The 24,316-nt window shown below is 71.6% G+C and carries 23 protein-coding genes; 13 read left to right on the forward strand and 10 right to left on the reverse strand.

What is annotated here, in order from left to right; translation table 11 throughout:
- Positions 1–61 precede the first annotated feature (61 nt).
- The 5 genes from ACQ86L_RS20710 (at position 62) to ACQ86L_RS20730 (ending at position 5,814) form a co-directional block, all read left to right on the forward strand.
- Positions 62–1,510, forward strand: a complete 1,449-nt coding sequence (locus tag ACQ86L_RS20710; RefSeq protein ID WP_434318938.1) for an NCS2 family permease — start codon at positions 62–64, stop codon at positions 1,508–1,510.
- Positions 1,511–1,601: 91 nt separating this feature from the next.
- Positions 1,602–1,910 (forward strand): hypothetical protein, encoded by a 309-nt coding sequence (locus tag ACQ86L_RS20715; protein ID WP_434317063.1) that lies wholly within the window; start codon positions 1,602–1,604, stop codon positions 1,908–1,910.
- Between the two features lie 136 nt (positions 1,911–2,046).
- Positions 2,047–2,628: a tRNA (guanosine(46)-N7)-methyltransferase TrmB gene (gene trmB, locus ACQ86L_RS20720; RefSeq protein WP_434317064.1), complete on the forward strand. Its 582-nt coding sequence runs from the start codon at positions 2,047–2,049 to the stop codon at positions 2,626–2,628.
- 24 nt (positions 2,629–2,652) lie between these two features.
- Positions 2,653–4,077 (forward strand): aldehyde dehydrogenase family protein, encoded by a 1,425-nt coding sequence (locus ACQ86L_RS20725; RefSeq protein WP_434317065.1) that lies wholly within the window; start codon positions 2,653–2,655, stop codon positions 4,075–4,077.
- A gap of 180 nt (positions 4,078–4,257) precedes the next feature.
- Entirely contained in the window at positions 4,258–5,814 is a 1,557-nt protein-coding gene (locus ACQ86L_RS20730) for an aspartate ammonia-lyase (RefSeq protein ID WP_434318939.1), read from the forward strand.
- 76 nt (positions 5,815–5,890) lie between these two features.
- Here ACQ86L_RS20730 and ACQ86L_RS20735 read toward each other — a convergent pair whose 3' ends face one another.
- The 4 genes from ACQ86L_RS20735 to ACQ86L_RS20750 form a co-directional block, all read right to left on the reverse strand.
- Positions 5,891–6,793, reverse strand: coding sequence for an alpha/beta fold hydrolase (locus ACQ86L_RS20735; RefSeq protein WP_434317066.1), 903 nt, complete (start codon positions 6,791–6,793; stop codon positions 5,891–5,893).
- A gap of 64 nt (positions 6,794–6,857) precedes the next feature.
- Positions 6,858–7,733 (reverse strand): fumarylacetoacetate hydrolase family protein, encoded by an 876-nt coding sequence (locus tag ACQ86L_RS20740; RefSeq protein WP_434317067.1) that lies wholly within the window; start codon positions 7,731–7,733, stop codon positions 6,858–6,860.
- Between the two features lie 96 nt (positions 7,734–7,829).
- Positions 7,830–8,594 (reverse strand): glycosyltransferase, encoded by a 765-nt coding sequence (locus tag ACQ86L_RS20745; RefSeq protein WP_434317068.1) that lies wholly within the window; start codon positions 8,592–8,594, stop codon positions 7,830–7,832.
- A gap of 73 nt (positions 8,595–8,667) precedes the next feature.
- On the reverse strand, positions 8,668–10,308 hold the full coding sequence (locus ACQ86L_RS20750) for an AlkA N-terminal domain-containing protein (protein WP_434317069.1): 1,641 nt from the start codon (positions 10,306–10,308) through the stop codon (positions 8,668–8,670).
- 79 nt (positions 10,309–10,387) lie between these two features.
- Between ACQ86L_RS20750 and ACQ86L_RS20755 the strand changes: the two genes are divergently transcribed.
- Positions 10,388–11,773, forward strand: a complete 1,386-nt coding sequence (locus tag ACQ86L_RS20755) for an FAD-binding oxidoreductase (protein WP_434317070.1) — start codon at positions 10,388–10,390, stop codon at positions 11,771–11,773.
- Positions 11,774–11,955: 182 nt separating this feature from the next.
- Positions 11,956–12,330, forward strand: coding sequence for an FKBP-type peptidyl-prolyl cis-trans isomerase (locus tag ACQ86L_RS20760; RefSeq protein WP_055919382.1), 375 nt, complete (start codon positions 11,956–11,958; stop codon positions 12,328–12,330).
- A 98-nt stretch (positions 12,331–12,428) separates the two neighbouring features.
- Here ACQ86L_RS20760 and ACQ86L_RS20765 read toward each other — a convergent pair whose 3' ends face one another.
- Entirely contained in the window at positions 12,429–13,187 is a 759-nt protein-coding gene (locus ACQ86L_RS20765) for an SDR family NAD(P)-dependent oxidoreductase (RefSeq protein WP_434317071.1), read from the reverse strand.
- 88 nt (positions 13,188–13,275) lie between these two features.
- On the opposite strand from ACQ86L_RS20765, the gene ACQ86L_RS20770 reads away from it, so the two are divergent.
- The 3 genes from ACQ86L_RS20770 to rpsO all read left to right on the forward strand — a co-directional run bounded on the left by ACQ86L_RS20770 (position 13,276) and on the right by rpsO (position 15,082).
- Positions 13,276–13,884 carry a TetR family transcriptional regulator gene (locus tag ACQ86L_RS20770; RefSeq protein ID WP_434317072.1) on the forward strand — a complete coding sequence of 203 codons (609 nt, stop codon included), beginning with the start codon at positions 13,276–13,278 and terminating at the stop codon, positions 13,882–13,884.
- Between the two features lie 26 nt (positions 13,885–13,910).
- On the forward strand, positions 13,911–14,669 hold the full coding sequence (locus ACQ86L_RS20775) for a VOC family protein (protein ID WP_434317073.1): 759 nt from the start codon (positions 13,911–13,913) through the stop codon (positions 14,667–14,669).
- Between the two features lie 143 nt (positions 14,670–14,812).
- Positions 14,813–15,082 (forward strand): 30S ribosomal protein S15, encoded by a 270-nt coding sequence (gene rpsO / locus ACQ86L_RS20780; RefSeq protein WP_055919394.1) that lies wholly within the window; start codon positions 14,813–14,815, stop codon positions 15,080–15,082.
- Positions 15,083–15,217: 135 nt separating this feature from the next.
- On the opposite strand, the gene ACQ86L_RS20785 is transcribed toward rpsO, so the two are convergent.
- Entirely contained in the window at positions 15,218–16,396 is a 1,179-nt protein-coding gene (locus ACQ86L_RS20785; protein ID WP_434317074.1) for a low temperature requirement protein A, read from the reverse strand.
- An 18-nt stretch (positions 16,397–16,414) separates the two neighbouring features.
- On the opposite strand from ACQ86L_RS20785, the gene ACQ86L_RS20790 reads away from it, so the two are divergent.
- Positions 16,415–16,852, forward strand: a complete 438-nt coding sequence (locus tag ACQ86L_RS20790; RefSeq protein ID WP_434317075.1) for a VanZ family protein — start codon at positions 16,415–16,417, stop codon at positions 16,850–16,852.
- 7 nt (positions 16,853–16,859) lie between these two features.
- Here the strand turns inward: ACQ86L_RS20790 and ACQ86L_RS20795 are convergent, their stop codons facing one another.
- From ACQ86L_RS20795 to ACQ86L_RS20805, 3 genes are all read right to left on the reverse strand, one after another.
- On the reverse strand, positions 16,860–17,243 hold the full coding sequence (locus ACQ86L_RS20795; protein WP_434317076.1) for a DUF779 domain-containing protein: 384 nt from the start codon (positions 17,241–17,243) through the stop codon (positions 16,860–16,862).
- Positions 17,244–17,247: 4 nt separating this feature from the next.
- A complete protein-coding gene (exaC, locus tag ACQ86L_RS20800) occupies positions 17,248–18,828 on the reverse strand; it encodes an acetaldehyde dehydrogenase ExaC (RefSeq protein WP_434317077.1) in 1,581 nt (526 codons plus the stop codon).
- An 87-nt stretch (positions 18,829–18,915) separates the two neighbouring features.
- Positions 18,916–20,148, reverse strand: a complete 1,233-nt coding sequence (locus ACQ86L_RS20805; RefSeq protein ID WP_434317078.1) for a GAF domain-containing protein — start codon at positions 20,146–20,148, stop codon at positions 18,916–18,918.
- Positions 20,149–20,201: 53 nt separating this feature from the next.
- Between ACQ86L_RS20805 and ACQ86L_RS20810 the strand changes: the two genes are divergently transcribed.
- Positions 20,202–20,996, forward strand: a complete 795-nt coding sequence (locus tag ACQ86L_RS20810) for a fructosamine kinase family protein (RefSeq protein ID WP_434318940.1) — start codon at positions 20,202–20,204, stop codon at positions 20,994–20,996.
- Between the two features lie 246 nt (positions 20,997–21,242).
- Entirely contained in the window at positions 21,243–23,558 is a 2,316-nt protein-coding gene (locus ACQ86L_RS20815) for a polyribonucleotide nucleotidyltransferase (RefSeq protein WP_434317079.1), read from the forward strand.
- 147 nt (positions 23,559–23,705) lie between these two features.
- On the opposite strand, the gene ACQ86L_RS20820 is transcribed toward ACQ86L_RS20815, so the two are convergent.
- Positions 23,706–24,170: an Lrp/AsnC family transcriptional regulator gene (locus ACQ86L_RS20820; protein WP_434317080.1), complete on the reverse strand. Its 465-nt coding sequence runs from the start codon at positions 24,168–24,170 to the stop codon at positions 23,706–23,708.
- Positions 24,171–24,316 lie beyond the last annotated feature (146 nt).

Genomic DNA, 24,316 nt, shown 5'->3' on the forward strand with positions numbered 1-24,316 from the left:
GGCGCTGTGACATCGCTTCGAATGCGCCTCGAACCAAACCCCACCGATACTACGGGAGACCATCATTTCCGCTTCGACTTCCACGCCCAAGCCGACCGTCACGGGTCGCCTGGACCGGTTCTTCGAGATCACGTCGCGCGGCACCACGTGGGCCACGGAGATCCGCGGCGGCCTGCTGACCTTCGTGACGATGGCGTACATCGTCATCCTCAACCCGATCATCCTGAGCTCGACGCCGGACGTGGCGGGGCACTCGCTGGGCTTCGACCAGGTCGGGGCCGTCACCGCCCTGAGCGCCGGTGTCATGACCGTGCTGTTCGGCCTGGTCGCCCGGCTGCCGTTCGCGTTCGCGGCCGGCCTCGGCATCAACTCCTTCCTCGCGGTGAACGTCGTCAAGGTCCTCACCTGGCAGGAGGCGATGGGCCTCGTCGTCATCAACGGCCTGATCATCGTGCTGCTCGCCGCCACGGGCCTGCGCCGCCTGATCTTCAACGCGGTGCCGCCGCAGCTCAAGACGGCGATCACCGTCGGCATCGGCCTCTTCATCGCCTTCATCGGCTTCGTGGACAGCGGCTTCGTGCGCAGCACCAAAGCGGCCTCGCCGCCCGTGCAGCTCGGGGAGGCCGGCTCCATCGCCACGCTGCCCACCCTGGTGTTCCTGATCGCCCTGGTGATCATGGGCGTGCTCATGGCGCGCAGGGTGAAGGGCGCGCTGCTCATCGGCATCGTCGCGGCGACGGTCGTCGCGATCGTCATCGAGGCGATCTTCCACCTCGGCTCGTCGGCGAAGAACCCGGACGGCTGGAACCTCTCCGTCCCGCAGCTGCCGACCTCCTTCGTGTCCGTGCCGGACCTCAGCCTCGTCGGCCAGTTCGACCTGTTCGGCTCGTTCGCGCGCATCGGCGGCCTCGCGGCCATCATGCTCGTCTTCACGCTGGTCTTCACGAACTTCTTCGACGCGATGGGCTCGATGACGGGCCTGGCCCGCAGCGCCGGCCTCGCGAACGAGGACGGCACCTTCCCGCGCCTGCAGTCCGCGCTCATCGTCGAGGGCGTCGGTGCGGTCGTCGGCGGTGGCACCTCGGCGTCGTCCAACACGGTGTTCGTGGAGTCGGCCTCCGGCATCGGCGAGGGCGCGAAGACCGGCTTCGCGAGCGTCATCACCGGCGTGCTGTTCCTGCTGGCCATGTTCTTCACGCCGCTCACGAGCGTCGTCCCGAGCGAGGTCGCCGCGGCGGCGCTGGTCATCGTCGGCGCCCTGATGGTGGTGCAGATCCGCCACATCGACTTCCACGAGTTCTCCAGCACGCTGCCGGTGTTCCTCACGATCATCGTCATGCCGCTGACCTACTCGATCGCGAACGGCATCGGCGTCGGCTTCATCTCCTGGGTGCTGGTGCGCTCGCTGTCCGGCAAGGCACGCGAGATCAGCCCGCTGCTCTGGATCGTCGCGGCCGGCTTCCTGGTGTACTTCGCGCGCGGGCCGATCGAGGCGATGCTCCCGCACTGAGACGGCTGAGCCGCACATCCCGGGTAACCCCTGACGACAACCGGGGGTTACCCGGATGTGCGCGGGCCGCGCGGATCGGTTGACTGGATGCATGACATCCACCAGCACCTCACCGAACCCGTACCAGGCCGCTCCGGCCCGCACGCTCAGCGTCACGAGCTTCGCGCTCGGCCTCGCGTCCATCGTCTTCAGCTGGACCTTCCTCGCCCCGATCGCCGGCCTCGTGCTCGGCGTGCTCGCGCTCAGCCGGGAGCCGCAGGGCCGCACCTTCGCGATCTGGGGGATCGTGCTCAACGCCGTCATGCTCGCCGGCATCCTGATCGGGCTCCTGATCGCCGTGGTCGGCGTGGGCTTCGGGCTGGCGTTCCTGCCGTGGCACGTCGTGGGGGCGCACCTCTGACCTGCGCCGCCCGTGCGGCCTGCGAGAATGGAGGGATGGAACCGTCCCCCTCGTCAGGCCGCACAGCTTCGTCATCCGCGGCAGGAAGACCGAGGCGCAGCGGCGGGCGATCGACGAGTTCTGGCCGGTCTTCGGCGTGGAGTTCGACGGCTCACCGCTCGACCTCGACGCGATCTTCGGGCGCTCGGCGCAGCGTGTGGTCGAGATCGGCTTCGGCAACGGCGAGAACCTCCTCGCCCTGGCCGCGCGGCACCCCGAGAAGGACTTCCTCGGCGTGGAGGTGCACGGCGCCGGCGTCGGGCGCGTGCTGGCCGCCGCGCACGAGCAGGGGCTGACGAACGTCCGGGTCGTCCGGCACGACGCGGTGGAGGTCTTCGAGCAGGGTCTCGGCGGCGCGAGCGTGGACGAGGTGCTCATCTTCTTCCCCGACCCGTGGCCGAAGGCGCGGCACCACCGGCGCCGCCTGGTGCAGCCCGACGTCGTCCGGCTCATCGTCGCCGCGCTGAAGCCGACCGGCGTGCTGCGCCTCGCGACCGACTGGGAGCCGTACGCCGAGCACATGATCGAGGTGCTGGACGCCGAGCCCGCCCTGGTGAACGTCGCCGGCGCCAGCGGCTTCATCCCGCGGCCCGACGACCGGCCGGTCACCAAGTTCGAGCGGCGCGGCGAACGGCTCGGGCACGCGATCTTCGACCTGGAGTACCGGCCGCGCGCGTGACGCCGCGCGTGTGATGATGGGCGCATGACTTCGGAGTCCACGCTCACCTCCGGCAGCGTCGCCGGCGACAGCATCCCGCACACCGTCGCGACCCTGCGCGCCACGTTCGACAAAGGCCGCACCAAGCCGCTGTCCTGGCGGCTCGCCCAGCTCGCCGCCCTCCGCCGGATGCTCACCGAGCGCGCCGCCGAGTTCGAGGACGCCCTGCTGGAGGACCTCGCCAAGAACCCGACCGAGTCGCAGATCGCCGAGGTCGGGTTCGTCGTCGGCGAGATCGACCACATGCGCCGCCACCTCCGGCGCTGGCTGCGGCCCCGCCGCGTCGCCGTCCCCGGCGCCCTGATGCCCGCGAAGGCCCGGGTCGTGCTGGAGCCGGTCGGCGTCGTGCTCGTGATCGCCCCCTGGAACTACCCGGTGCAGCTGCTGCTGGCGCCGCTCGTCGGCGCGCTGGCCGCCGGCGACGCCGTCGTGCTGAAGCCGAGCGAGCTCGCGCCCGCCACCTCGGCCGCGATGGCGCGGCTCATCCCGCAGTACCTCGACCGGTCGGCCGTCGCCGTCGTGGAGGGCGGGGTCGCGGAGACCACCGAGCTGCTCGCCCAGCGCTGGGACCACATCTTCTTCACCGGCAACGGCCGCGTCGGCCGCATCGTCGCCGCGGCGGCGGCCGAGCACCTGACCCCGGTGACGCTGGAGCTGGGCGGCAAGTCCCCGGTGTACGTGGACGACTCCGTCGACCTGGCCGCTGCGGCGCGCCGGATCGCCTGGGGGAAGTTCATGAACGCGGGCCAGACCTGCGTCGCGCCTGACTACATCCTGGCCACCAAGGCCGTCTCCCAGCGGCTCGCCGCCGAGCTCGCGAACGCCGTGCGCTCGCTCTACGGCGACGACCCGGCCGACAGCCCCGACTACGGGCGGATCGTGGACGACCGCCACTTCGAACGGCTCACCGGGCTGCTCGGCTCGGGGACGGCCGCGGTCGGCGGCGGGTCGGATGCGGCCTCCCGCTACCTCGCCCCGACCGTGCTGGTGGACGTGCCGCGCGACTCCGCGGTCATGGACGAGGAGGTGTTCGGCCCTGTGCTGCCGATCGTCGCCGTCGACGGGCTGGACGACGCCATCGCGTTCATCCGCTCGGGCGACAAGCCGCTGGCGCTCTACGTCTTCACCGAGCGGCGCGACGTGCGCCGGCGCATCCTCACCGAGACGAGCTCCGGGGCGGTCGGCTTCGGCGTGCCGGCCGCCCACCTCGCCGTCGGCGGCCTCCCCTTCGGCGGTGTGGGGGAGAGCGGCTCCGGCGCCTACCACGGCCGCCGGTCGCTGGAGACCTTCAGCCACGAGAAGGCCGTGCTGACGAAGGCGCTCATACCCGACACCCTGCAGCTCATCTACCCGCCGTACACCGAGGGCAAGGACCGGTTCGCGCGCGGACTGCTGCGCAAACTGGGCTGAGCGGAGGCCGGCTCGACAGGCTGTCGAACGGTGTCCGGGATACCGGACGATGTGTCCATCTCCCGTGCAGTCACCAGGGGTAGGCTCGGCTGTGCCGGGCGCCACGAACGGCCGGCGCACCCCCGAAAAGCCAACGCACAACGAGAGGCAATGGAGCCAAGCGTGGATTCCACAGCAACGATGGACGAACCGAAGACTCACCCCATCCCCGTCATCGACACCACGGTGGTCGACGCGTCCGAGAACGTGTCCGACGTCCCGACCCCCAGCGCCGAGGGCCGGCCCACCCGCGTCGAGACCGACTCGCTCGGCAGCCGGGAGATCCCGGCCGACGCCTACTGGGGCATCCACACCTCGCGAGCCCTCGAGAACTTCCCGATCGCGAAGCGGCCCATCTCCGTCTACCCGGACCTGATCGTCGCCCTCGCCGCCGTCAAGCAGGCCGCGGCGCGCGCCAACCTGGAGATCGGCGTGCTGGAGAAGCACAAGGCCGACCTCATCGACCGGGCCTGCCAGCTCATCATCGACGGCAAGTACCACGACCAGTTCGTGGTGGGCGTCATGCAGGGCGGCGCGGGCACGTCCACGAACATGAACGCGAACGAGGTCATCGCGAACGTCGCGCTCGAACTCGAAGGCCGCCCCAAGGGCGACTACGCGTACATGAGCCCGATCGACGACGTGAACCGCAGCCAGAGCACCAACGACACGTACCCGACCGCGATCAAGATCGCGCTCACGTTCGCGCTGGGCCACCTGCTGGACGAGCTCGCCCTGCTGCGCGACTCCTTCGCCGACAAGGGCAAGGAGTTCCGCCACATCCTCAAGGTCGGCCGCACCCAGCTCCAGGACGCCGTGCCGATGACGCTCGGCCAGGAGTTCCACGGGTTCGCCACCACCCTCACCGAGGACCACGCCCGGCTCACCGAGACCAAGTGGCTGCTCGCCGAGATCAACCTGGGCGCGACCGCCATCGGCACCGGCATCACCGCCGACCCCGGCTACGCGGCCGCGGCGGTCAAGCACCTCAACCTGATCACCGGCCTCAACCTGGAGACCGCGCCCGACCTGATCGAGTCGACCTCCGACGCCGGCGCCTTCATGTCGTTCTCCGGCTCGCTCAAGCGCAGCGCCATCAAGCTGTCGAAGATCTGCAACGACCTGCGCCTGCTGTCGTCGGGCCCGCAGGCCGGCCTCGGCGAGATCAACCTCCCGCCGCGCCAGGCCGGGTCCTCGATCATGCCGGGCAAGGTCAACCCGGTCATCCCGGAGGTCGTCAACCAGGTCGCGTTCTCCGTGGCCGGCGCCGACGTCACCGTGACGATGGCGGCGGAGGGCGGCCAGCTCCAGCTCAACGCGTTCGAGCCGGTCATCGCGCACTCGCTGCTGCAGAGCATCACCTGGATGGCGCAGGCCTTCCACACGCTGCGCGTCAACTGCGTCGACGGCATCACCGCCAACGAGGAGCGCCTCGGCGCGATGGTGGGCTCGTCGGTCGGCGTCATCACCGCGCTCACCCCGCACATCGGCTACGCCGCCGCGGCCGCGCTCGCGAAGTCCGCGCTGCTGACCGGCCACAACGTCGCCGACCTGGTGGTGGAGGCCAAGCTGATGAGCCGCGAGGAGGTCACCCGCCTGCTGTCCCCGGCCCGCCTGAGCGGCCTGGAGGCGATCACCACCTCCATCCCGATCGTGGAGGCCGAGGCCATCGAGGCCGCCGAGAAGGCCCGCGAGTAGCAATCCGCCCTCCCTCGAAGGGCACGTAGACGCCCCTAAAACGCTGTTTTAGGGGCGTTTTCGTGCCCCTCGGCAGTCAGTGGGCCGAGCGGAAGAGGGCGATCATGTCGCGGCCGAGCTGGTTGGGGGCGGTCTCGCACGGGCTGTGGCCGGTGCGGTAGACGGCGAGCCGGGCGCCGAGGGCCTTCGCGTTCGCGGCGTGAAGGTGGGTGGGCCACAGGTCGTGGTCTCCCGTCGCCACCAGCACAGGGAGGCCGATCGCAGCGATGCGCTCGCGTACGTCGGGCACGTGCTTCATCAGCCCGATGATGTCGTCCACGCTCGACCGCCGGGTGAGCGCGAACCGGGAGCGGACGAACGCCAGGCGCGTCGGGCCGACCTTGTTCTTGTTGGTGACGATGCCCCAGATCATCAGCCCGGCGCCCTGGCGGCCGCCCAGGAACCAGCTCAGCCAGCCGATGACGCGGACACCGCGGAAGGCCTGGCCCGGCTCCGGCGGCGAGGTCAGCAGCGTCAGCGTGCGGAACAGCTCCGGGTGCCGAACGAGCGCGAGCTCGGCGAGGATGCCGGCGAACGAGTAGCCGAGCACGTGCGCGGGGCCGCCGTCGCGCAGGAACGCCACGAAGTCGGCCACCAGCAGGTCGTAGGTGTAACGGCCTCCCGCCGGAGGCCCGGCCGACGCCGACTCGTACTGGCCGGCCAGGTCGTAGCTCTGGACGTAGTAGCCGGCCGCCACCAGGATCGGCGCGAGGAGGTAGAAGTCCTCCTTGGAGCCGGTTGCGCCGGGCACGAGCACGACGCGCGGGTCGGCGGGGTCGCCGAGCGCCACCACGGCGAGCTCGCCGCTGGGCGCGCGGAAGGTCGAGAACGTCGCGCCGAGGGGTGCGACCGACCAGTCGATGTCCGGCAGGACCGCGTCGAGACGGGCCGCCTCGTCGTCTCCGCCCGAGACCCCGGGCCGCCGCTCGCCGATCGACATGCACTCACGCCAGCCGACGGCGCCGACTAATGCTTGCAATGCGTGTAATACCTGGGCGCGGCCCTCAGGTGACGCGGCAGTACGTCGTCAGGTAGCCGATCCCGCCGATGGAGACTGTCACCGTCGAGCGGTCGCGCAGGAACACCGGGGGAGTGCGCGAGCAGCCGGCGCCGCCCGGGCTGCCGGTGGAGATGAGCGTGCCCGGCTGGATCGTGGCCGACCGCGACAGGAACTCGATGATCTCGGCGACCGAGCGGACCATGTCGGCCGTGGAGGCGTCCTGGAGGATCGCGCCGTCCACGTTCGTGGTGAGCCAGAGGTCCTGCGGGTCGGCGACCTCGTCGGCCGTCACGACCACCGGGCCGTTGGGGGTGAAGCCGTCGAACGACTTGCAGCGCGACCACTGCGCCTCGGAGAACTGGAGGTCGCGCGCGGTGATGTCGTTGACCACGGTGTAACCCCACACGTAGTCGAGGGCGTCGCGCACCGAGACGTTGCGCGCGGGCTTGCCGATGATGACGCCGAGCTCGGCCTCGTAGTCGACCTGCGTCGTGAGGTCCTCCGGCCAGCTCGTGGTGCCGCCGTGGCCGGCGAGCGAGTTGGGCCAGAGCGAGAAGACGGTGGCCGCCTTCTCGCTGCGCAGCTTCAGCTCGGAGGCGTGCGCGGCGTAGTTGGCGCCGATCGCGATCACCTGCGGCGGGCGCAGCACGGCGGAGGCGTGGCGCAGCTCGTGCACGGGGACGAGCGGGGCGCCGGCGGCGACGGCCTCGTCCACGAGGGAGCGCACCTCCGCCAGGCTCGCGTCGCCACGCTCGATGAGGTCTTGGAGGTCGCGGGGCGCGTCCGCGACGAGCTCGTCGAGGAAGAGGGCGCCGTCTCCGATGACGGCCGCCAGGCGCGGGTGCGAGTCCGGGGTGGTGCTGAGGTGCGAGAATCTCACACTGTCCAACCTATCGGTCGGGAGCCCGCCGACACGAACCGGGACGGGCGCGGAGAACGCCCACAACGCGCAGAACCCGGGCCTTCTCTGCGCTGCTCAGGCCATCGCGCCCGGGGCCTCCTCGGTGTGCTCGGCCTCCCATCGCCGCCGCGCCGCCCTGCGCCGCCACGGCGTCTCCTCGGGCAGGTGCATGCGCAGCGTGCCGAACGCCCAGCGGATGCGCCGCCCGAAGCCGCGCCAGGTCGAGAACGGCCGCGACGAGATGCCGACCAGCAGCCGCTCGTCGTAGCGCACCACCACGCCGGGGTCGAGGTGGATGGCGAGGTCCAGGTCGTCGTGCACCTCGCGCAGGTCGCGGTGCACGCGCCCGCGGACCTCCTGCCAGACCTCCCGGCGCATCGCGAAGTTGGAGCCGAAGATCGGCGGGTGCCCGAGCCAGATCTCCATCGACCAGAAGTAGCCGCCGATGTAGAGGAGCTGGCCGAGGCCCGCGACGAACGTGTTGCCGTCGTAGAAGACGCCGGGGCCGGTCAGCACGCCGATCGCCGGGTCGTCCACGAACTCGGCCTCGATGTGCAGCAGCCAGTCGACCGGAGGCCGCGAGTCGGCGTCCAGGCGCGCGACGATGTCCGTGGTGACGGCGTCGTAGCCGGTGGAGGCCGCGGGGAAGATGCCGCGCACCGGTTGCTCCAGCACGCGCGCCCCGCCGGCGCGGGCGACGGCCGCGGTGTCGTCGGAGCTGCCGTTGTCCACGACGATGATCTCGTCCGCCGGGCGGAGCTGCGCGGCGAGGTCGGAGAGGCAGCGGGCGAGCATCCCGGCGTCGTCGAGAGCGGGGATCACGACGGTGATCGAGGGCACGAGAGCGCTCCCTCCTCGACCGAAATCCACGTATTGATGGCCGGGCCGTCACGGTGGCCCTGTGACGGCGATCCTACGCTTCGCGCGTGCCCGTGGGGCTGCGACTCGGCCGCATCGCCCGCTGCGCCCCCTTCTGCTCCCGCGCTTCCCGCTGCGCCTCGTGCGCGCTCTCCCACAGGTGCATCCCGGCGTAGGAGCGCCACGGCGACCAGAGCTCCCCGCGCGCGGCGAGCTCGCGCGGGTCCGCCGGGAGGCCGAGCCGCGCCGCCCCCTGCCGCAGCGCCAGGTCGCCGGTGAGCAGCACGTCCGGGCTGCCGAGCACGCGCAGGGCGACGTAGCCGGCGGTCCACGGGCCGATGCCGGGGAGCGCGACCAGCCGGGCCTCCAGCTCGGAACGGGACTCGCCGACGTCGATCGCGAGCGAGCCGTCCGCCAGCGCCGCGGCGGCGCCCACGATCGCGTCGATGCGCTTGCCCGGGCCGCGCAGCACCTCCCTGCCGTGCTCGGCGATCGCCTCCGCGGTCGGGAACAGCCTCGTGAAGCCGCCGATCGCCACGGGCTCGCCGAGCGCAGCGGTGAGGCGGGCGAGCGCGGTTCGCGCGGCCGGCACGGACACCTGCTGCCCGATCAGGGCACGGAACAGGATCTCCTCCGGGTCGACCGCTCCGGGCACCCGCATCCCCGGCGCCGCAGCCACGGACGGCGCGAGCACCGGATCGGCCGCCAGCGCGGTGTCGATGGCCTCCGCGTCGGCGTCCAGGTCGAGGAGGCGCCGGACCCGTGCCACCAGCGGGGCGAGGTCGGCCATGTCCGCGAGGCTCGCCTCGCACTCGATCGCGGGGGACTCGGCGTCGCCCGCGAGGGTGAGGCGGATGGCGGCGGGACCGTGCGGGAGGCGGAGGGCGCGGCTGTAAGATGGCGCGATTCCGGAGCCGTCCGCCCCCGCCACCGCGGCCTCCATGCCCTCGATCGCCCGCGCCCCGAGGAACGCCAGCACCCGCCCGCCGTCGAACGGCGCGCGTGCGGGCAGCCGCAGCGTCAGTGACGCGCCCGCCGTCGCGCCCGTCACCATCGGCCCGTGTGCGATCCCGGGCCGGCGTCGCGCGGACGCCCGGATCGCGCCGGGCGTGACGTGGTAGATCTCCGCCATCGTCTCGTTGAACTGCCGCACGCTGGAGAAGCCCGCGGCGAACGCCACGTCGGTGACCGGCATGTCGGTGCCCGCCAGCAGCAGCCGCGCGGTCTGCGCCCGGTGTGCGCGCGCGAGCGCGAGGGGACCGGCCCCCAGCTCGGCGGTGAGCACGCGGCCGAGGTGGCGCGGCGTGTAGCCGAGGCGGTGGGCGAGTCCCGGCACGCCCTCCCGCTCGACGGTGCCGTCCGCGATCAGGCGCATGGCGCGCGCGGCGAGGTCGTCGCGCACGTTCCACTCCGGCGAGCCGGGCACGGCGTCGGGGAGGCAGCGCTTGCAGGCCCGCAGCCCGGCCTCGTGCGCGGCGGCGGCGGTGAGGTAGAAGGTCACGTTGTCGGCCTTGGGCGTCACGGCGGGGCAGCTCGGCCGGCAGTAGATGCCGGTGGAGTGCACCCCGGTGATGAACTGGCCGTCGAAGCGGGCGTCCCTGGCGCTCATCGCCCGGTAGCGCTGCGCGAATACCGGGTCGGCGAGCCGGTCGCCTGCCGTGTCGTGGACGCCCGGCTTCGTCGTGGTGCTGCTCATGCCTCCCAGCGTGGCACGGGCCACCGACATCCGATAGCGGAAATCGGACATGGGTGCGACCGGCGCTAGCATGACGGTCATGGATGTCATCGACTGGCTCACGGCGGCGCTCGGCGAGGACGCGGACGACGTGCTGTCGGTCGACCCGGACCACCTGGACGCCGCGCGCGGCGACCACTCCGGCTGGGTCGCCGACGGCCTCCCGCTCGCCATCGTGAACGCCCGCACGGTCGAGCACGTCCAGGCGACGATGCGCGCGGCCTCCGAGTTCCGGGTGCCGGTCGTCCCGCGCGGCGCGGGCACGGGCCTGGCGGGAGGCGCGAACGCGACCGCCGGCTCCCTCGTGCTGAGCGTGGCGCGCATGGATCGCATCCGGGAGATCTCCACCGAGGATCAGCTCGCGGTCGTCGAGCCCGGCGTCGTCAACGGCGACCTCAACGCCGCGCTGGAGCCGTTCGGGCTGTTCTTCGCCCCCGACCCGGCGAGCAAGGCGATCTCCACGGTCGGCGGGAACATCGCGACCAACGCGGGCGGCCTGCTGTGCGCCAAGTACGGCGTGACGCGGGAGGCCGTCCTCGGCCTCGACGTCGTGCTCGCCGACGGGCGCTTCGTGCGGACCGGCCACCGCACCGTCAAAGGCGTCACCGGCTACGACCTCACCTCGCTGCTGGTCGGCTCGGAGGGCACGCTCGGCGTGATCGTCGGCGCGACGGTCCGCGTCCTCCCGATCCCGCAGGGCGAGCCCGTGACGCTCGGCGCCCTGTTCGCGGACGTGCGCGCGGCCTCCGACGCCGCCGCGCGGGTGACGGCCGCGCACCTGCGCCCGGCGATCATGGAACTGCTCGACGGCCCGGCGCTGGAGCGCATCTCAGCCCACCTCGGCGAGCAGGCCATCCGGGAGGCCCTGGGCGCGACCGGGGGAGCGGCGTACCTCCTCGTCCAGTTCGACGGCCCCGTCGCCGCCGCGGACGCCGCGTTGGCGAGCACCCTGATCGCGGAGACCGGGGGCACGGTGCGCGTCGCCGCCGACGCCGGGGAGGGCGAGCGGCTGCTGGCGATCCGCCGGGCGTTCCATCCGGCGCTCGCGGCGAGCGGGACGGTGCTGATCGAGGACGTCGCGGTGCCGCGGTCCCGGATGCCGGAGATGTTCGCGGCCATCGAGCGGATCGGCGAGCGGCACGGCATCGCCATCCCGACCGTGGCGCACGCGGGCGACGGCAACCTGCACCCGAACTTCATCACCGAGGGCGACGAGGTCGGCCCGGAGGTCTGGGAGGCTGCGGGCGAGCTGTTCCGCACCGCGGTCGCGCTCGGCGGCACGCTCACCGGCGAGCACGGCGTCGGAGTGCTGAAGCGGCGCTGGCTGGCGGAGGAGCTGGGGCCGGACTCCTACGAGCTGCAGGTGAAGCTCAAGTCGGTCTTCGACCCGCTCGGCATCCTGAACCCGGGCAAAGTGTTCGGCTAGCGGGGGTGGGAGTCATCCATCTCGGGAACGACCGACGAACAAGCGCTTAAAGACTCGACGCCCGGTGGTGCGGCAATGCCTGCAACGCTCCCGGGTCGTCGAGTTATGGCTATAGCCTGCCCCAGGCTCGCCCGGATTGCAAGACTTTTGACGCGAACGCCCTGCACCGGTTGGATGGGTGCATGGCAGAGAACACCAATGAGAAGCCCGAGGTCGACGCTCCCGAGGGCCCGGCCCCCACGACCCTCGAGATCGTGGACATCGTCGAGGGCTCCGGCCCGGAGGCGACTCCCGGCTCCAAGGTCGACGTGCACTACCTGGGCGTCGAGTACGAGTCGGGCGAGGAGTTCGACTCCTCGTGGAGCCGCGGGCAGTCCATCAACTTCCCGCTCAACAACCTGATCAAGGGCTGGCAGGACGGCATCCCCGGCATGAAGGTCGGCGGCCGTCGCAAGCTCACCGTCCCGCCGGCGCTCGCCTACGGCCCGGCCGGCGGCGGTCACCCGCTCTCGGGCAAGACCCTGATCTTCGTGATCGACCTGCTCGGCGTGAGCTGACCTCCACCCCGCGCTCGAAGGGCACGTAGGCGCCCCTGAAACACTGTTTTAGGGGCGTTTACGTGCCCTTCGGCGTTCGGCGCGTCAGGGGGCACTTCTCAGATCGCCGACCAGCCGCCGTCGGAGGCGAGGACGACGCCCGAGATGTTGGCGGAGTCGTCGCTCAGCAGCCACGTGATGGCGGCCGCGAGCTGCTCGGGGTGCGCCACCGGCGGCACGTTGGTCTGCATGATCGGGCCGAGGCGCTCGCCCGCGAGCTGCGACTTGAAGGTGCCGTCCACGTTCGTGATGACGCCGCCCGGCGCGACCGCGTTGGTCCGCACGCCGTTCGGCGCGTAGAAGACGCTCGTGCTCTTGGTGAGGCCGATGACGGCGTGCTTGGAGGCCGTGTAGGCCGCGCCCGCCGCCGAGCCGCGCAGCCCGGCCTCCGAGGACACGTTGACGATCGAGCCGCTGCCGGCCGCCACCATGAGCGGGAGGACCGCGCGGCTGAGGCGCATGATCGCGGTGACGTTGACGAGGAACACGCGGTCCCAGGTCGCGTCGTCGACCTCCGCCGCCGGGAGGAAGCCGTCCATGATGCCGGCGATGTTGGCGAGCGCGTCGACCTTCCCGCCCGCGGCCTCCAGGACCGCCGCGATGGTCTCCTCGCTGGAGACGTCGCCCGCGACGGTGACGATGTCCAGCTCGGGGTTCTCCTCCACGAGAGCCGCCAGGCGTTCGGCGGAGATGTCGCTGCCGACCACGCGCGCGCCCTCGGACGCGAGGCGGAGTGCGGTCGCCTTGCCGATGCCGGAGCCCGCCCCGGTCACGATGGCGGTCTTTCCGGCGAAGCGGCCGGTTCCGTTGCTGCTCATACTGCTGTACTCCTTGAGTCGATGACATCGTCGGCGCTCGAGTTCGGGCGTCGATGCATTTATAACACCGAGTGCCATAATGGAGACTATGAATTCGCCCGAAGCCGGATCCGTTCCGCGGAGACGCGGCAGGCCCGCCGACGTCGACCCCGACCGGGTCGCGCTGCTGGCCCTCCGGCACTTCGCGGAGCACGGCTACGAGACGACCACGATGGATGACATCGCCGCGCTCGCCGGCATCGGGCGGCGGACGCTGTTCCGCTACTTCCCGTCGAAGCCCGACCTGGTCTGGGGCGGCCTGGAGCCGGTGGTCGACCGGATGCACGCGGTCCTGGACACGGCCCCGGCGGACGAACGGCCACGCGACGTGATCGCCCGCGCCATCACCGAGTCGCTCGACCTCGGACCGGAAGGCGTCGAGGCGACCCGGTTCCGCCTCCGGCTGATGGCCTCCGACCCGGCGCTGATCGGGTTCGGGCTGACCCGGCTGGGCGCGAACCGCGACATCCTCGCGGAGTTCATCGCGCGTCGGCTCCAGGTGCCGGCGGAGGCGCTGCGGGCGCAGGTGCTCGCCGACGCGATCAGCTCGGCGAACTTCTCCGCGCTGCTCTGGTGGGCGTCCCGCGGCGAGGGCGACGACCCGGCCTCCGTCGCGGTGGAGGCGCTGGACGAGGTGCTGCGGGGGCTGCCCGGCTGACGCGGCGCGCGAGTAGCCTGTGCGGCATGCCGATCGTCACCGAGTACCCGTCCGGCACGCCCGTCTGGGCCGACCTCCAGACCGCTGACCCGGCCGCCGCCGCCGCGTTCTACCGCTCGCTGTTCGGGTGGGACGTCCCCGACGCCGACCCGGCCCACGGCGGCTACGCGGTCGCGTCGCTCCGCAGCACGCCCGTCGCCGCGATCGGCCCGTTCCCGCCGGGGATGGAGCGCCCGGTCTGGACGGTGTACTTCGCCGTGGATGACCTCGACGCGTCCGCGGCCGCCGCGACGGCGACCGGGGGAGTGGTCCTGCTCCCGCCGGGCGAGCTCATGCCCGGGCTGCGGATGGCCATCGTCGCCGATCCCGCCGGCGCCGTGCACGGCCTCTGGCAGCGCGACCAGGACTCCCCGTGGCTGCGCGACGAGCCCGGCGCCGTCGACTGGCTGGAGCTCGTCGCACCCGACTACGAGAGCACGTTCCCGTTCTACGAGGACGTGCTCGGCGTCGCGGTGAGCGAGATGCGGGTGAACGACGAGCCGTACGGGCTCCTCGACGTCGGAGAGGCGAACGTGGCGGGCGCGACGACCGCGGCTCCGGGGGTGCAGGCGCACTGGCTCGTCTACTTCGGCGTCGCCGACCTGGACGCCGCCGTGCTGCGACTGACGGAGCTCGGCGGGAGTGTCCTCGAGGCCCCGGTCGCCGCCGCGGGCGTCGGCCGCTGGGCGATCGTGACCGACGCCCAGGGCGCCGGTTTCGGGCTGCTCGAACCGGAGGCGCGGTGAGGCCGGGAGGACCCGCTCGCGCGGACTCTGCGCGTATCCCGGTCTGCTAAACTCTTCAGGTTGCCGTCTGAACGGCCGCGGAGAAAGAGAGCCCAGGCATTCGGCCCCGGGCACCGCGCAACGAGAGAAAGGGGATCCCCTCTATGGCACTGGATGCAGAGACCAAGAAGGCGATCATCGACGAGTACGCGACCCACCCCGGTGACACCGGATCCCCCGAGGTTCAGGTCGCCATCCTGACCAAGCGGATCAAGGACCTCACCGAGCACCTCAAGGAGCACAAGCACGACCACCACTCGCGTCGTGGCCTGCTCCTCCTGGTCGGTCAGCGTCGCCGCCTGCTCGGCTACCTGTCGGACATCGACATCAACCGCTACCGTGCGCTCATCGAGCGCCTCGGTCTGCGTCGATAAGTCAGGACGTCGATCGACAACGCGATCTTCTTGCGAACGGGCCGTCACCTCCGGGTGGCGGCCCGTTCCGCATTCGTGCCGAATGTCGAGTTTGCGCCCGCCAAACGCGACATTCGGCACGAATGTGGCGCGGATTCAGGCGCGGCGCGCTGCCAGCGCGCGGTCGATGAGCGTCGCCGCGACCAGCCCGGCCGCGGCGATCGCGACCACGATCACCACGCCCGTGAGCCCGATCCACGGCGACACCAGCGGCGCCAGCAGCACCAGCAGGATCGCGATCCCCGTCTTCAGCGGACGGATGACGACCTCCGGCACCAGCGGAGCGTGCAGCACGTAGAGCATCAGCAGGAACACCGCCACCGGGACCGCGATCGCGTACTCGACCGCCGTGTCCGACACCTCGGCGTGCGCCGCTCCGCGCTGGACCGCGACCTCCAGCCCGGCCCCGAGCGCGGCGAGCGACGCGAACACGAAGTAGTGGCCGTAGCCCCAGAAGAACGACCGCTCACGCTTCGACGCCAGGCCCTCCGCCGCGGGCTCCAGGAAGTACAGCCACCAGAGCGCGAAGAGCAGCACCAGCCCGGCCGCCGCGATGACGACCAGCGCGGGGGAGACGCCGTGCGCGGCGAGCGAGCTCTGCACCCCGATCGCGGAGGCCGACACCGACTCACCGAGCACGATGATCGTGAACAGCCCGTACCGCTCGGCGATGTGGTGCGGATGCCAGGAGGTCATCCCGGGCCGCTCCGCCCACACCGGCACCAGCAGCTCCAGCAACGCCGCGAGCAGGAACGTCCACAGCTTCAACTCGACCGGCAGGAACCCCCAGGCGACCCAGAGCACCTGCACCGCCGCGATCCCGATCGCGTACCGGGTGGCGGTCGCCCGCCCGTCCGGATGCTCGATCGCCGCGCGGACCCACTGGCCCACCATCGCGAGCCGCATGATGACGTAGCCGATGATTATGGCGGTGAACTCCTGACGCTCGAAGGCCGCAGGCACACCCGCCGCCAGCACCAGCACGCCGCCCATCTGCAGCATCGTCATCAGCCGGTACGGCACGTCGTCGGTGTCGTACGCGGAGGCGAACCAGGTGAAGTTCATCCAGGCCCACCAGATGGCGAAGAACACCATCAGATAGGGCCCGAGGCTCGTCAGCGCGTGTCCCTGCTCGCCCGCGTGCGCGAGCTGCGCCGACACCTGGGCGACCGCGACGACGAACGTCAGATCGAAGAGCAGCTCGAGCGGGCTGGAGACGCGATGCTCCTCATCGGTCGAGCGCCCGGACATCGGGATGCGGAAGGCGATGCTCATGTGCGCAAGCATAGGAGGATGCTCCGCCGGGTCCTGTTCATCCTCACCGCCGCCTACCTCCTGGTGGTGGCGTGGATAACGCTCGACCCGTTCCCGGCCGACCCGCACCGCAACACCCTGCTGGAGGGGCTGCTGGCGACGTTCGCCTCCACGACCCTGCTCGCCTGGATCGACTTCGACGTGGTGGAGTTCACCGCGAACGTCCTGCTGTTCGTGCCGGTGGGCGTCCTGTTCGCGGTGCGGCTGGGCCGCGGACGGTGGTGGCTGGCGTTCGCGCTCGGCGTCGCGATGACGCTGACGATCGAGTTCGTGCAGCTCTTCCTGCCCGCCCGGGTCAGCGACGCGCGCGACCTGCTCGCCAACACGCTCGGGACGCTGATCGGCATCGGGATCGTGGCGGTGTTCGCGGGAGGGCGCCGGTCGCGCCCCGATGCGACGCCCTCCCGCAGTCTGTGACGGGCCGTCAGCCCAGCCCGAACGCCGCCAGCTCCGCCTCGTCGAGCATCCGCGAGCGGATCAGGAAGCGCTTGCCTTCCGGCGCCTCCACCGAGAACCCGCTGCCGCGCCCGTCCACGAGGTCGATGGTGAGATGCGTGTACTTCCAGTACTCGAACTGGGAGGCCGACATGAACACGCGCACCGGGTCGATCCCGTCGACCTCCAGCGCGCCGAGCAGCACGTCCGACGCGCCGACCCGGAACATGCCGACCGGGTAGCACATCGGCGACGAGCCGTCGCAGCAGCCGCCGGACTGGTGGAACATGAGCGGGCCGTGGCTCGCCGCCAGCCGCCGCAGCATCGCCGCGGCGGCCGGCGTGAGGTCCACGCGTGAGGCGACGGTCTCCATCGGCCTAGAAGAACCCCATCGGGCCGTCGGCGTACGACACCAGCAGGTTCTTGGTCTGCTGGTAGTGGTCCAGCATCATCCGGTGGTTCTCCCGGCCGATGCCCGACTGCTTGTAGCCGCCGAACGCCGCGTGCGCCGGGTACTGGTGGTAGGTGTTCGACCAGACCCGGCCGGCCTCGATCGCGCGACCGGCCCGGTAGAGCTGCGAGCCGTCGCGGCTCCAGACGCCTGCGCCGAGGCCGTACAGGGTGTCGTTCGCGGTGCCGATCGCGTCGTCGAAGTCGCTGAAGCTGGTCAGCGCGAGCACCGGCCCGAAGATCTCCTCCTGGAAGATCCGCATCGAGTTGACGCCCTCGAACACCGTCGGCTGCACGTAGAAGCCGCCCGCCAGGTCGCCGCCGAGGTCGGCGCGCTCGCCGCCGGTCAGCAGCTTCGCGCCCTCCTGCCGGCCGATGTCCATGTACGAGAGGATCTTCTCCAACTGGTCGTTGGAGGCCTGCGCGCCGATCATCGTGGAGACGTCGAGCGGGTTGCCCTGGGTGATGCGCTTCACCCGCTCCAGGCCGTCGGCCACGAAGCCGTCGTAGATCGACTTCTGCACCAGCGCACGGGACGGGCAGGTGCACACCTCGCCCTGGTTGAGCGCGAAGAAGGAGAAGCCCTCCAGCGCCTTGTCGTAGAAGGAGTCCTTCTGCGCCGCGACGTCCTCGAAGAAGATGTTCGGGCTCTTGCCACCGAGCTCCAGCGTCACCGGGATCAGGTTCTCGCTGGCGTACTGCATGATGAGCCGGCCGGTCGTCGTCTCGCCGGTGAAGGCGACCTTGCGGATCCGTGGGTGCGAGGCGAGCGGCGCCCCGGCCTCGAAGCCGAAGCCGTTGACGATGTTGAGCACGCCGTCCGGCAGCAGGTCGCGGATCAGGTCGAGCCAGACGTGGATGGACGCCGGCGTCTGCTCCGCGGGCTTGAGCACGACGCAGTTTCCCGCCGCGAGGGCGGGCGCCAGCTTCCACGTCGCCATCAGGATGGGGAAGTTCCACGGGATGATCTGCCCGACGACACCGAGCGGCTCGTGGAAGTGGTACGCGACCGTGTCGTTGTCGAGCTGGCTGATGCCGCCCTCCTGCGCCCGGATCGCGCCGGCGAAGTAGCGGAAGTGGTCGATCGCGAGCGGGATGTCGGCGGCAAGCGTCTCGCGCACGGGCTTGCCGTTCTCCCAGGTCTCGGCGACGGCGAGCAGTTCGAGGTTGGCCTCCATGCGGTCGGCGATGCGCGTCAGGAGCAGCGCGCGCTCGGCGACGGAAGTCCGGCTCCAGTCGGGGAACGCCGCCCACGCCGCGTCGACAGCGCGGTCGACGTCGGCGGCGGTGCCGCGCGCGATCTCGGTGAACGGCCGTCCGGTGACCGGGGTGATGTCCTCGAAGTACTGCCCGCTCGCCGGGGCGACGTACCGGCCGCCGATGAAGTGGTCGTAGCGCGTCGCGTAGCCCACCACGGAGCCGGCGGTTCCGGGCTGGGCGTAGACGCTCGGCTTCTCGGTCGTGACGGCCTCCGCCACGCCGTCGGTCTGTTCCGGGCTCAGAGTCATGCGAGTCTCCCTTGACTGTCGCGTGCGCCCATCGCACGCCTCTGGTCCCGGAGGTTACGCAGCGGGAGGTTGCATCCCGTTGCGCGGTCAGGACTCCAGCGCGAGCAGCCGCGCGACCACCTGGGCGCGGCGCGGCGAGTGCGGCGGCAGCGCCTGCAGTGCCGCACGCCAGATGTCCTCGTCGGCGGAGCCGCGCTCGGTCTCGCCCCACGCGATCAGGAGGTCGGCCGAGCCCGACTCGAGCAGGGCCTCCCGGAGCCGGGCGATGACGTCCTCGCGCAGTTCCTCGATGCCGGGCGCGGCCGAGCCGGGCAGCGGCCCGCCGCCGTACGACGCGATCGCCGCCCGGTGAGCGCCGCGGCGCTGGAGGTCGACCACTGCGCCGAGATCCGTCTCCAGCGGCGCCGCCAGCCGGTACGGCCGGGCCAGCGGGCCGAGCTCCGGCGCGATCGCGGCGATGGCCTTCCGCAGCCGGACGATCTCCGCGCGGAGGGTGACGGTGGAGGCCGGGTCGCCGTAGACCAGCTCGGCCAGGCGCTCGGCCGACAGCCCGTCGCGATGCCAGGCCAGCAGGGTGAGCAGCTCGCTGTGCCGCGCGCTCAGGGTCCCGGCGCGGCCGTCGGCGCCGGCGAGCTCCCCGGTGTCGCGACCGAGCACGCGCAGCGCCGCGATGGCCGGCCGGGGCCGCTCGCGGCGCGGGCCTCCTGGCGCCCGCGCGTCCCGCAGGCGCGCGATCAGCAGCTCCCGCTCCACCGCGGCCGCCGTCGCCTCCAGCAGCGGCAGCACGTGCGGCTCCGCCACCTGGTCGCCGCCCGTCACATCGATCACGCCGATGATGTCGCCGGACTCCGGGTCGCGCACCGGCACAGCGGTGCAGCTCCACGGCTTCACCTCCTGGGCGAAGTGCTCGGCCCCGCGGATCTGCACGCCGCCGCCGATCGCGAGCGCCGTCCCCGGTGCGGAGGTGCCGACGTCGCCCTCCGCCCACGCGGCCCCCGGGACGAACAGCATCGACTCCGCGCGCCGGCGCAGCACCGGGTCGCCCTCCACCCAGAGCAGCCTCCCGCGCGCGTCGCCGACCGCCACGACCACGCGGCTGTCCGGCTCGGCGTCGCGCACCAGGAGCTGCCGGATCACCGGGAGGGCCGCGGCGATGGGATGCGACCGCCTGGCGTCCTCCAGCCCCGGGCCGTCGAGGACGACCGGTGCGGCGACGGCGGGGTCGAGGTGCGCCTGCTCGGCACGACGCCAGGAGGCGTCCACCACGGGGCGCAGCCCGGGATGGAGGGTGCCCTCCAGAGCGTCGACGGCGTCGTCCATGCGCAGCATCGTACGCGGTGCGGCGGCTGAGTACGGTGGATCACGTGCGCACGATCGTGAAGGAACGCCCCGACGCGCCCGCCGCGTTCTTCGAGGCGGAGGCCGCCGGCCTGCGCTGGCTCGCCGAGGCCGAGCGCGACGGCGGCGCCCGCGTCGTGCGGGTGGTGGGCGCGTCGCCCGGGCGCATCGAGCTGGAGGAGGTGGCCGGGGCCCGCCCCGACCGCTCCGCCGCGCGCGCGTTCGGCGCCGCGCTCGCCGTGACGCACTCCGCCGGCGCCGCCGCCTTCGGCGCCCCGCCGGACGGCTGGGACGGCCCCCTCTTCATCGGCCGACGGCCGCTCCCGGTGGCGCACGAGACGAGCTGGGGCCGCTTCTACGCCCGCGACCGCGTCCGGCCCTACCTCGATCCGGCAGAGGCGGCCGGCAACCTGACCGCGCAGCAGCGGGAGGTGGTGGAGGCCGCCCTCGCCCGCGTGGAGGCCGGCGACTTCGACGACGGCGAGCCGCCCGCGCGCCTCCACGGCGACCTCTGGACGGGCAACGTGCTCTGGTCGCCGGGCGGCGCCGTCCTCATCGACCCCGCGGCGCACGGCGGCCACCGGGAGACCGACCTGGCCATGCTCGCCCTGTTCGGCGCGCCGCACCTGGACGACATCCTCGCCGGGTACGACGCCGCCCGGCCGCTGAGCGCGGGCTGGCGGGAGCGCGTCCCGCTGCACCAGCTCCACCCGCTCGCCGTGCACGCCGCCGGGCACGGGCCGTCCTACGGCGTCGCCCTGGCCGACGCCGCGCGGGCGACGCTCGCGCTCCGATCCCGCCGAATCCGGCCTCCCGAGCATCACGACTGATAGGATTCTCCTGGTCGGCCGAATGCCGATCACTGGAGCAGGCTGGCAGGAGCTGGTCCTCGGTGGTGGTATCCGGATGCGTCGCCACGACGTAACCGTGTATTTCTACTGATGGCCAGACGGGCTCAGCCCACGCACCCGCATGGGATGCCGCGTACACGATAAGACGTGTCGAACTGCCTGCTCGCTCCATTGTGGAGTCGCGCCCAGACGGGGCTGCGACGTTAAACAAAGGAGAAAGACCTCTTGGAAGGTCCCGAAATCAAGTTCGCCGAAGCAGTCCTCGACAATGGACGCTTCGGCACCCGCACCGTCCGGTTCGAGACCGGACGCCTCGCCCAGCAGGCGCAGGGCGCTGTCGCCGCCTACCTCGACGAGGAGACCATGCTGCTGAGCGCGACGAGCGCCAGCAAGCACCCGAAGGACAACTTCGACTTCTTCCCGCTGACCGTCGACGTCGAGGAGCGCTCGTACGCCGCCGGCAAGATCCCCGGCTCGTTCTTCCGTCGTGAGGGCCGCCCCTCCACCGAGGCGATCCTCGTCTGCCGCCTGATCGACCGCCCGCTGCGCCCGTCGTTCGTCGACGGCCTCCGCAACGAGGTCCAGATCGTCATCACCGTCCTGAGCATCGCCCCGGACGAGTTCTACGACGCCCTGGCCATCAACGCGGCCAGCGCCTCGACCCAGATCTCCGGTCTGCCGTTCTCCGGCCCGATCGCCGGCGTGCGCCTCGCGCTCATCCCCGGCAACGGCCAGCACGAAGACCAGTGGATCGCCTTCCCGAAGGCCTCGCAGCTCGAGGAGGCCGTCTTCGACCTCGTCGTCGCCGGCCGCGTCCTCACCAATGAGGACGGCACCGAGGGCGACGTCGCGATCATGATGGTCGAGGCGGAGGCCACCGAGGGCAGCTGGAACCTCATCCAGGGCGGCGCCGTCAAGCCGAGCGAGGAGGTCGTCGCCCAGGGTCTGGAGGCCGCCAAGCCGTTCATCCGCGAGCTGGTCGCCGCGCAGACGGTGCTCGCCTCGCAGTCCGCGAAGGCGATCGCCGACTACCCGGTGTTCCTGCCCTACTCGAAGGAGACCTACGACAACGTCGCGGGCCTCGCCTACGACGAGCTGGTGAACGTCTACCAGATCGCCGACAAGGTCGAGCGCCAGAACGCCGACGACGCCCTCAAGGAGCGCGTCAAGGTCGCCCTCACCGAGAAGGTGGAGGCCGGCGTGCTCGACGCGGAGGTGCTCACGCAGCTCTCCGCGGCGTACAAGTCGGTGTCCAAGGTGGTCATGCGCGGCCGCGTGCTGCGCGAGGGCATCCGCATCGACGGCCGTGGCCTGACCGACATCCGTCCGCTCGACGCCGAGGTGCAGGTCATCCCGCGCGTCCACGGCTCGGCGATCTTCCAGCGCGGCGAGACCCAGATCCTGGGCGTCACCACGCTGAACATGCTCAAGATGGAGCAGCAGATCGACTCGCTGTCGCCTGTCACCAAGAAGCGGTACCTGCACCACTACAACTTCCCGCCCTACTCGACCGGTGAGACCGGCCGCGTCGGGTCGCCGAAGCGTCGCGAGATCGGGCACGGCTTCCTGGCCGAGCGCGCGCTCGTGCCGGTGCTGCCGACCCGCGAGGAGTTCCCGTACGCGATCCGTCAGGTCTCCGAGGCGCTGAGCTCCAACGGCTCGACCTCGATGGGCTCGGTCTGCGCGTCCACCCTGTCGCTGCTGAACGCCGGTGTGCCGCTGCGCGCCCCGGTCGCCGGCATCGCGATGGGCCTGATCTCCGACGTCGTCGACGGCGAGACCCGCTACGCGGCGCTCACCGACATCCTGGGCGCGGAGGACGCGCTCGGCGACATGGACTTCAAGGTCGCCGGAACCAGCGAGTTCGTCACCGCGATCCAGCTCGACACCAAGCTCGACGGCATCCCGTCGTCGGTGCTGGCGGGCGCGCTCAAGCAGGCCAAGGATGCTCGCACGACCATCCTCAGCGTGCTGAACGCCGCGATCGACGCCCCGGACGAGATGGCCCCGACCGCGCCGCGCGTGATCTCGGTCCAGATCCCGGTCGACAAGATCGGCGAGCTGATCGGCCCGAAGGGCAAGACGATCAACGCGATCCAGGACGAGACCGGCGCCGAGATCTCCATCGAGGAGGACGGCACCGTCTACATCGGCGCCACCGACGGCCCGTCGGCCGAGGCGGCCCGCGCCCAGGTCAACGCGATCGCGAACCCGACGAACCCGGAGGTCGGCGAGCAGTTCCTCGGAACCGTCGTCAAGATCGCCGCGTTCGGCGCGTTCATCTCGCTGCTCCCGGGCAAGGACGGCCTGCTGCACATCTCCGAGGTGCGCAAGCTCGCCGGCGGCAAGCGCGTCGAGAACGTCGAGGACGTCCTCGGCGTCGGTCAGAAGATCCTGGTGGAGATCACCAAGATCGACGACCGCGGCAAGCTGTCGCTCGCCCCGGTGCTCGCGGAGGACGCGGACACCCAGGGCCGCGACGCCGCCTCCGAGGGCCCTGCGGCCCCCGCCGAGGGCGCCGTGGAGCCCGTCGAGGGCTGAGCTCCCGCCCTACACGAAGGCCGCGCCGACTCCGTCGGCGCGGCCTTCGCCGTCCCCGGCACCCCCAGCAATCTCTTCCGGACTTATGTACGCGACACGCCGATGCAGGGCGTGCACAACTCCGGAAGAGATGGTTGCGGTGGGTGCTTAGGCGCCGCGGGTGAGGAGGGGGCGCAGGCGGTAGGGGATGAGCTCGCCCATGTCGAGGGAGGTCTCGGCGCGCTCGACGCCGTCGGTGGACTGGATGGCGCCGGTGATGCGGAAGAGATCCTCGGCGTCGGTGCACACGACGCGCAGCAGCAGGTCGGACGGCCCGGACAGGCCGTGCGCCTGCACGATCTCCGGGATGCCGGCCAGATGCTCCACGATCGCGGCCAGCTTCTGCTGCTGCACGTGCACCGTCACGAAGGCCGCCAGCGGATACCCGGCGGCGGTCGGCGAGATGCGCCGCTCGAACGACAGGAAGGCGCCGTTCCGTTCCAGCTCGGCCACCCGCGCCTGCACCGTGTTGCGACTCAGGCCGAGCCGGTCGGCGAGGGAGACGTTGGTCGATCGCGGGTCGTCGGCGAGGGCGACGAGGATGCGTCTGTCGGTGCTGTCGAACGTGCGCATAGTGTGAAAACTAGCATCTCGACGCGACCCGCGACAGTGCACTCTGCACGGTCGACACGCCGTCAGTTGTGCGCGCTGATCATGGCGCGTAGCCTTTCGAGTAATTCCGGCAAGGAGGCCGGAAGCCGGTCATGCCTGCCACAAGC

The organism is Leifsonia sp. P73, from assembly GCF_051059105.1.
Taxonomy (GTDB): Bacteria; Actinomycetota; Actinomycetes; order Actinomycetales; family Microbacteriaceae; genus Leifsonia.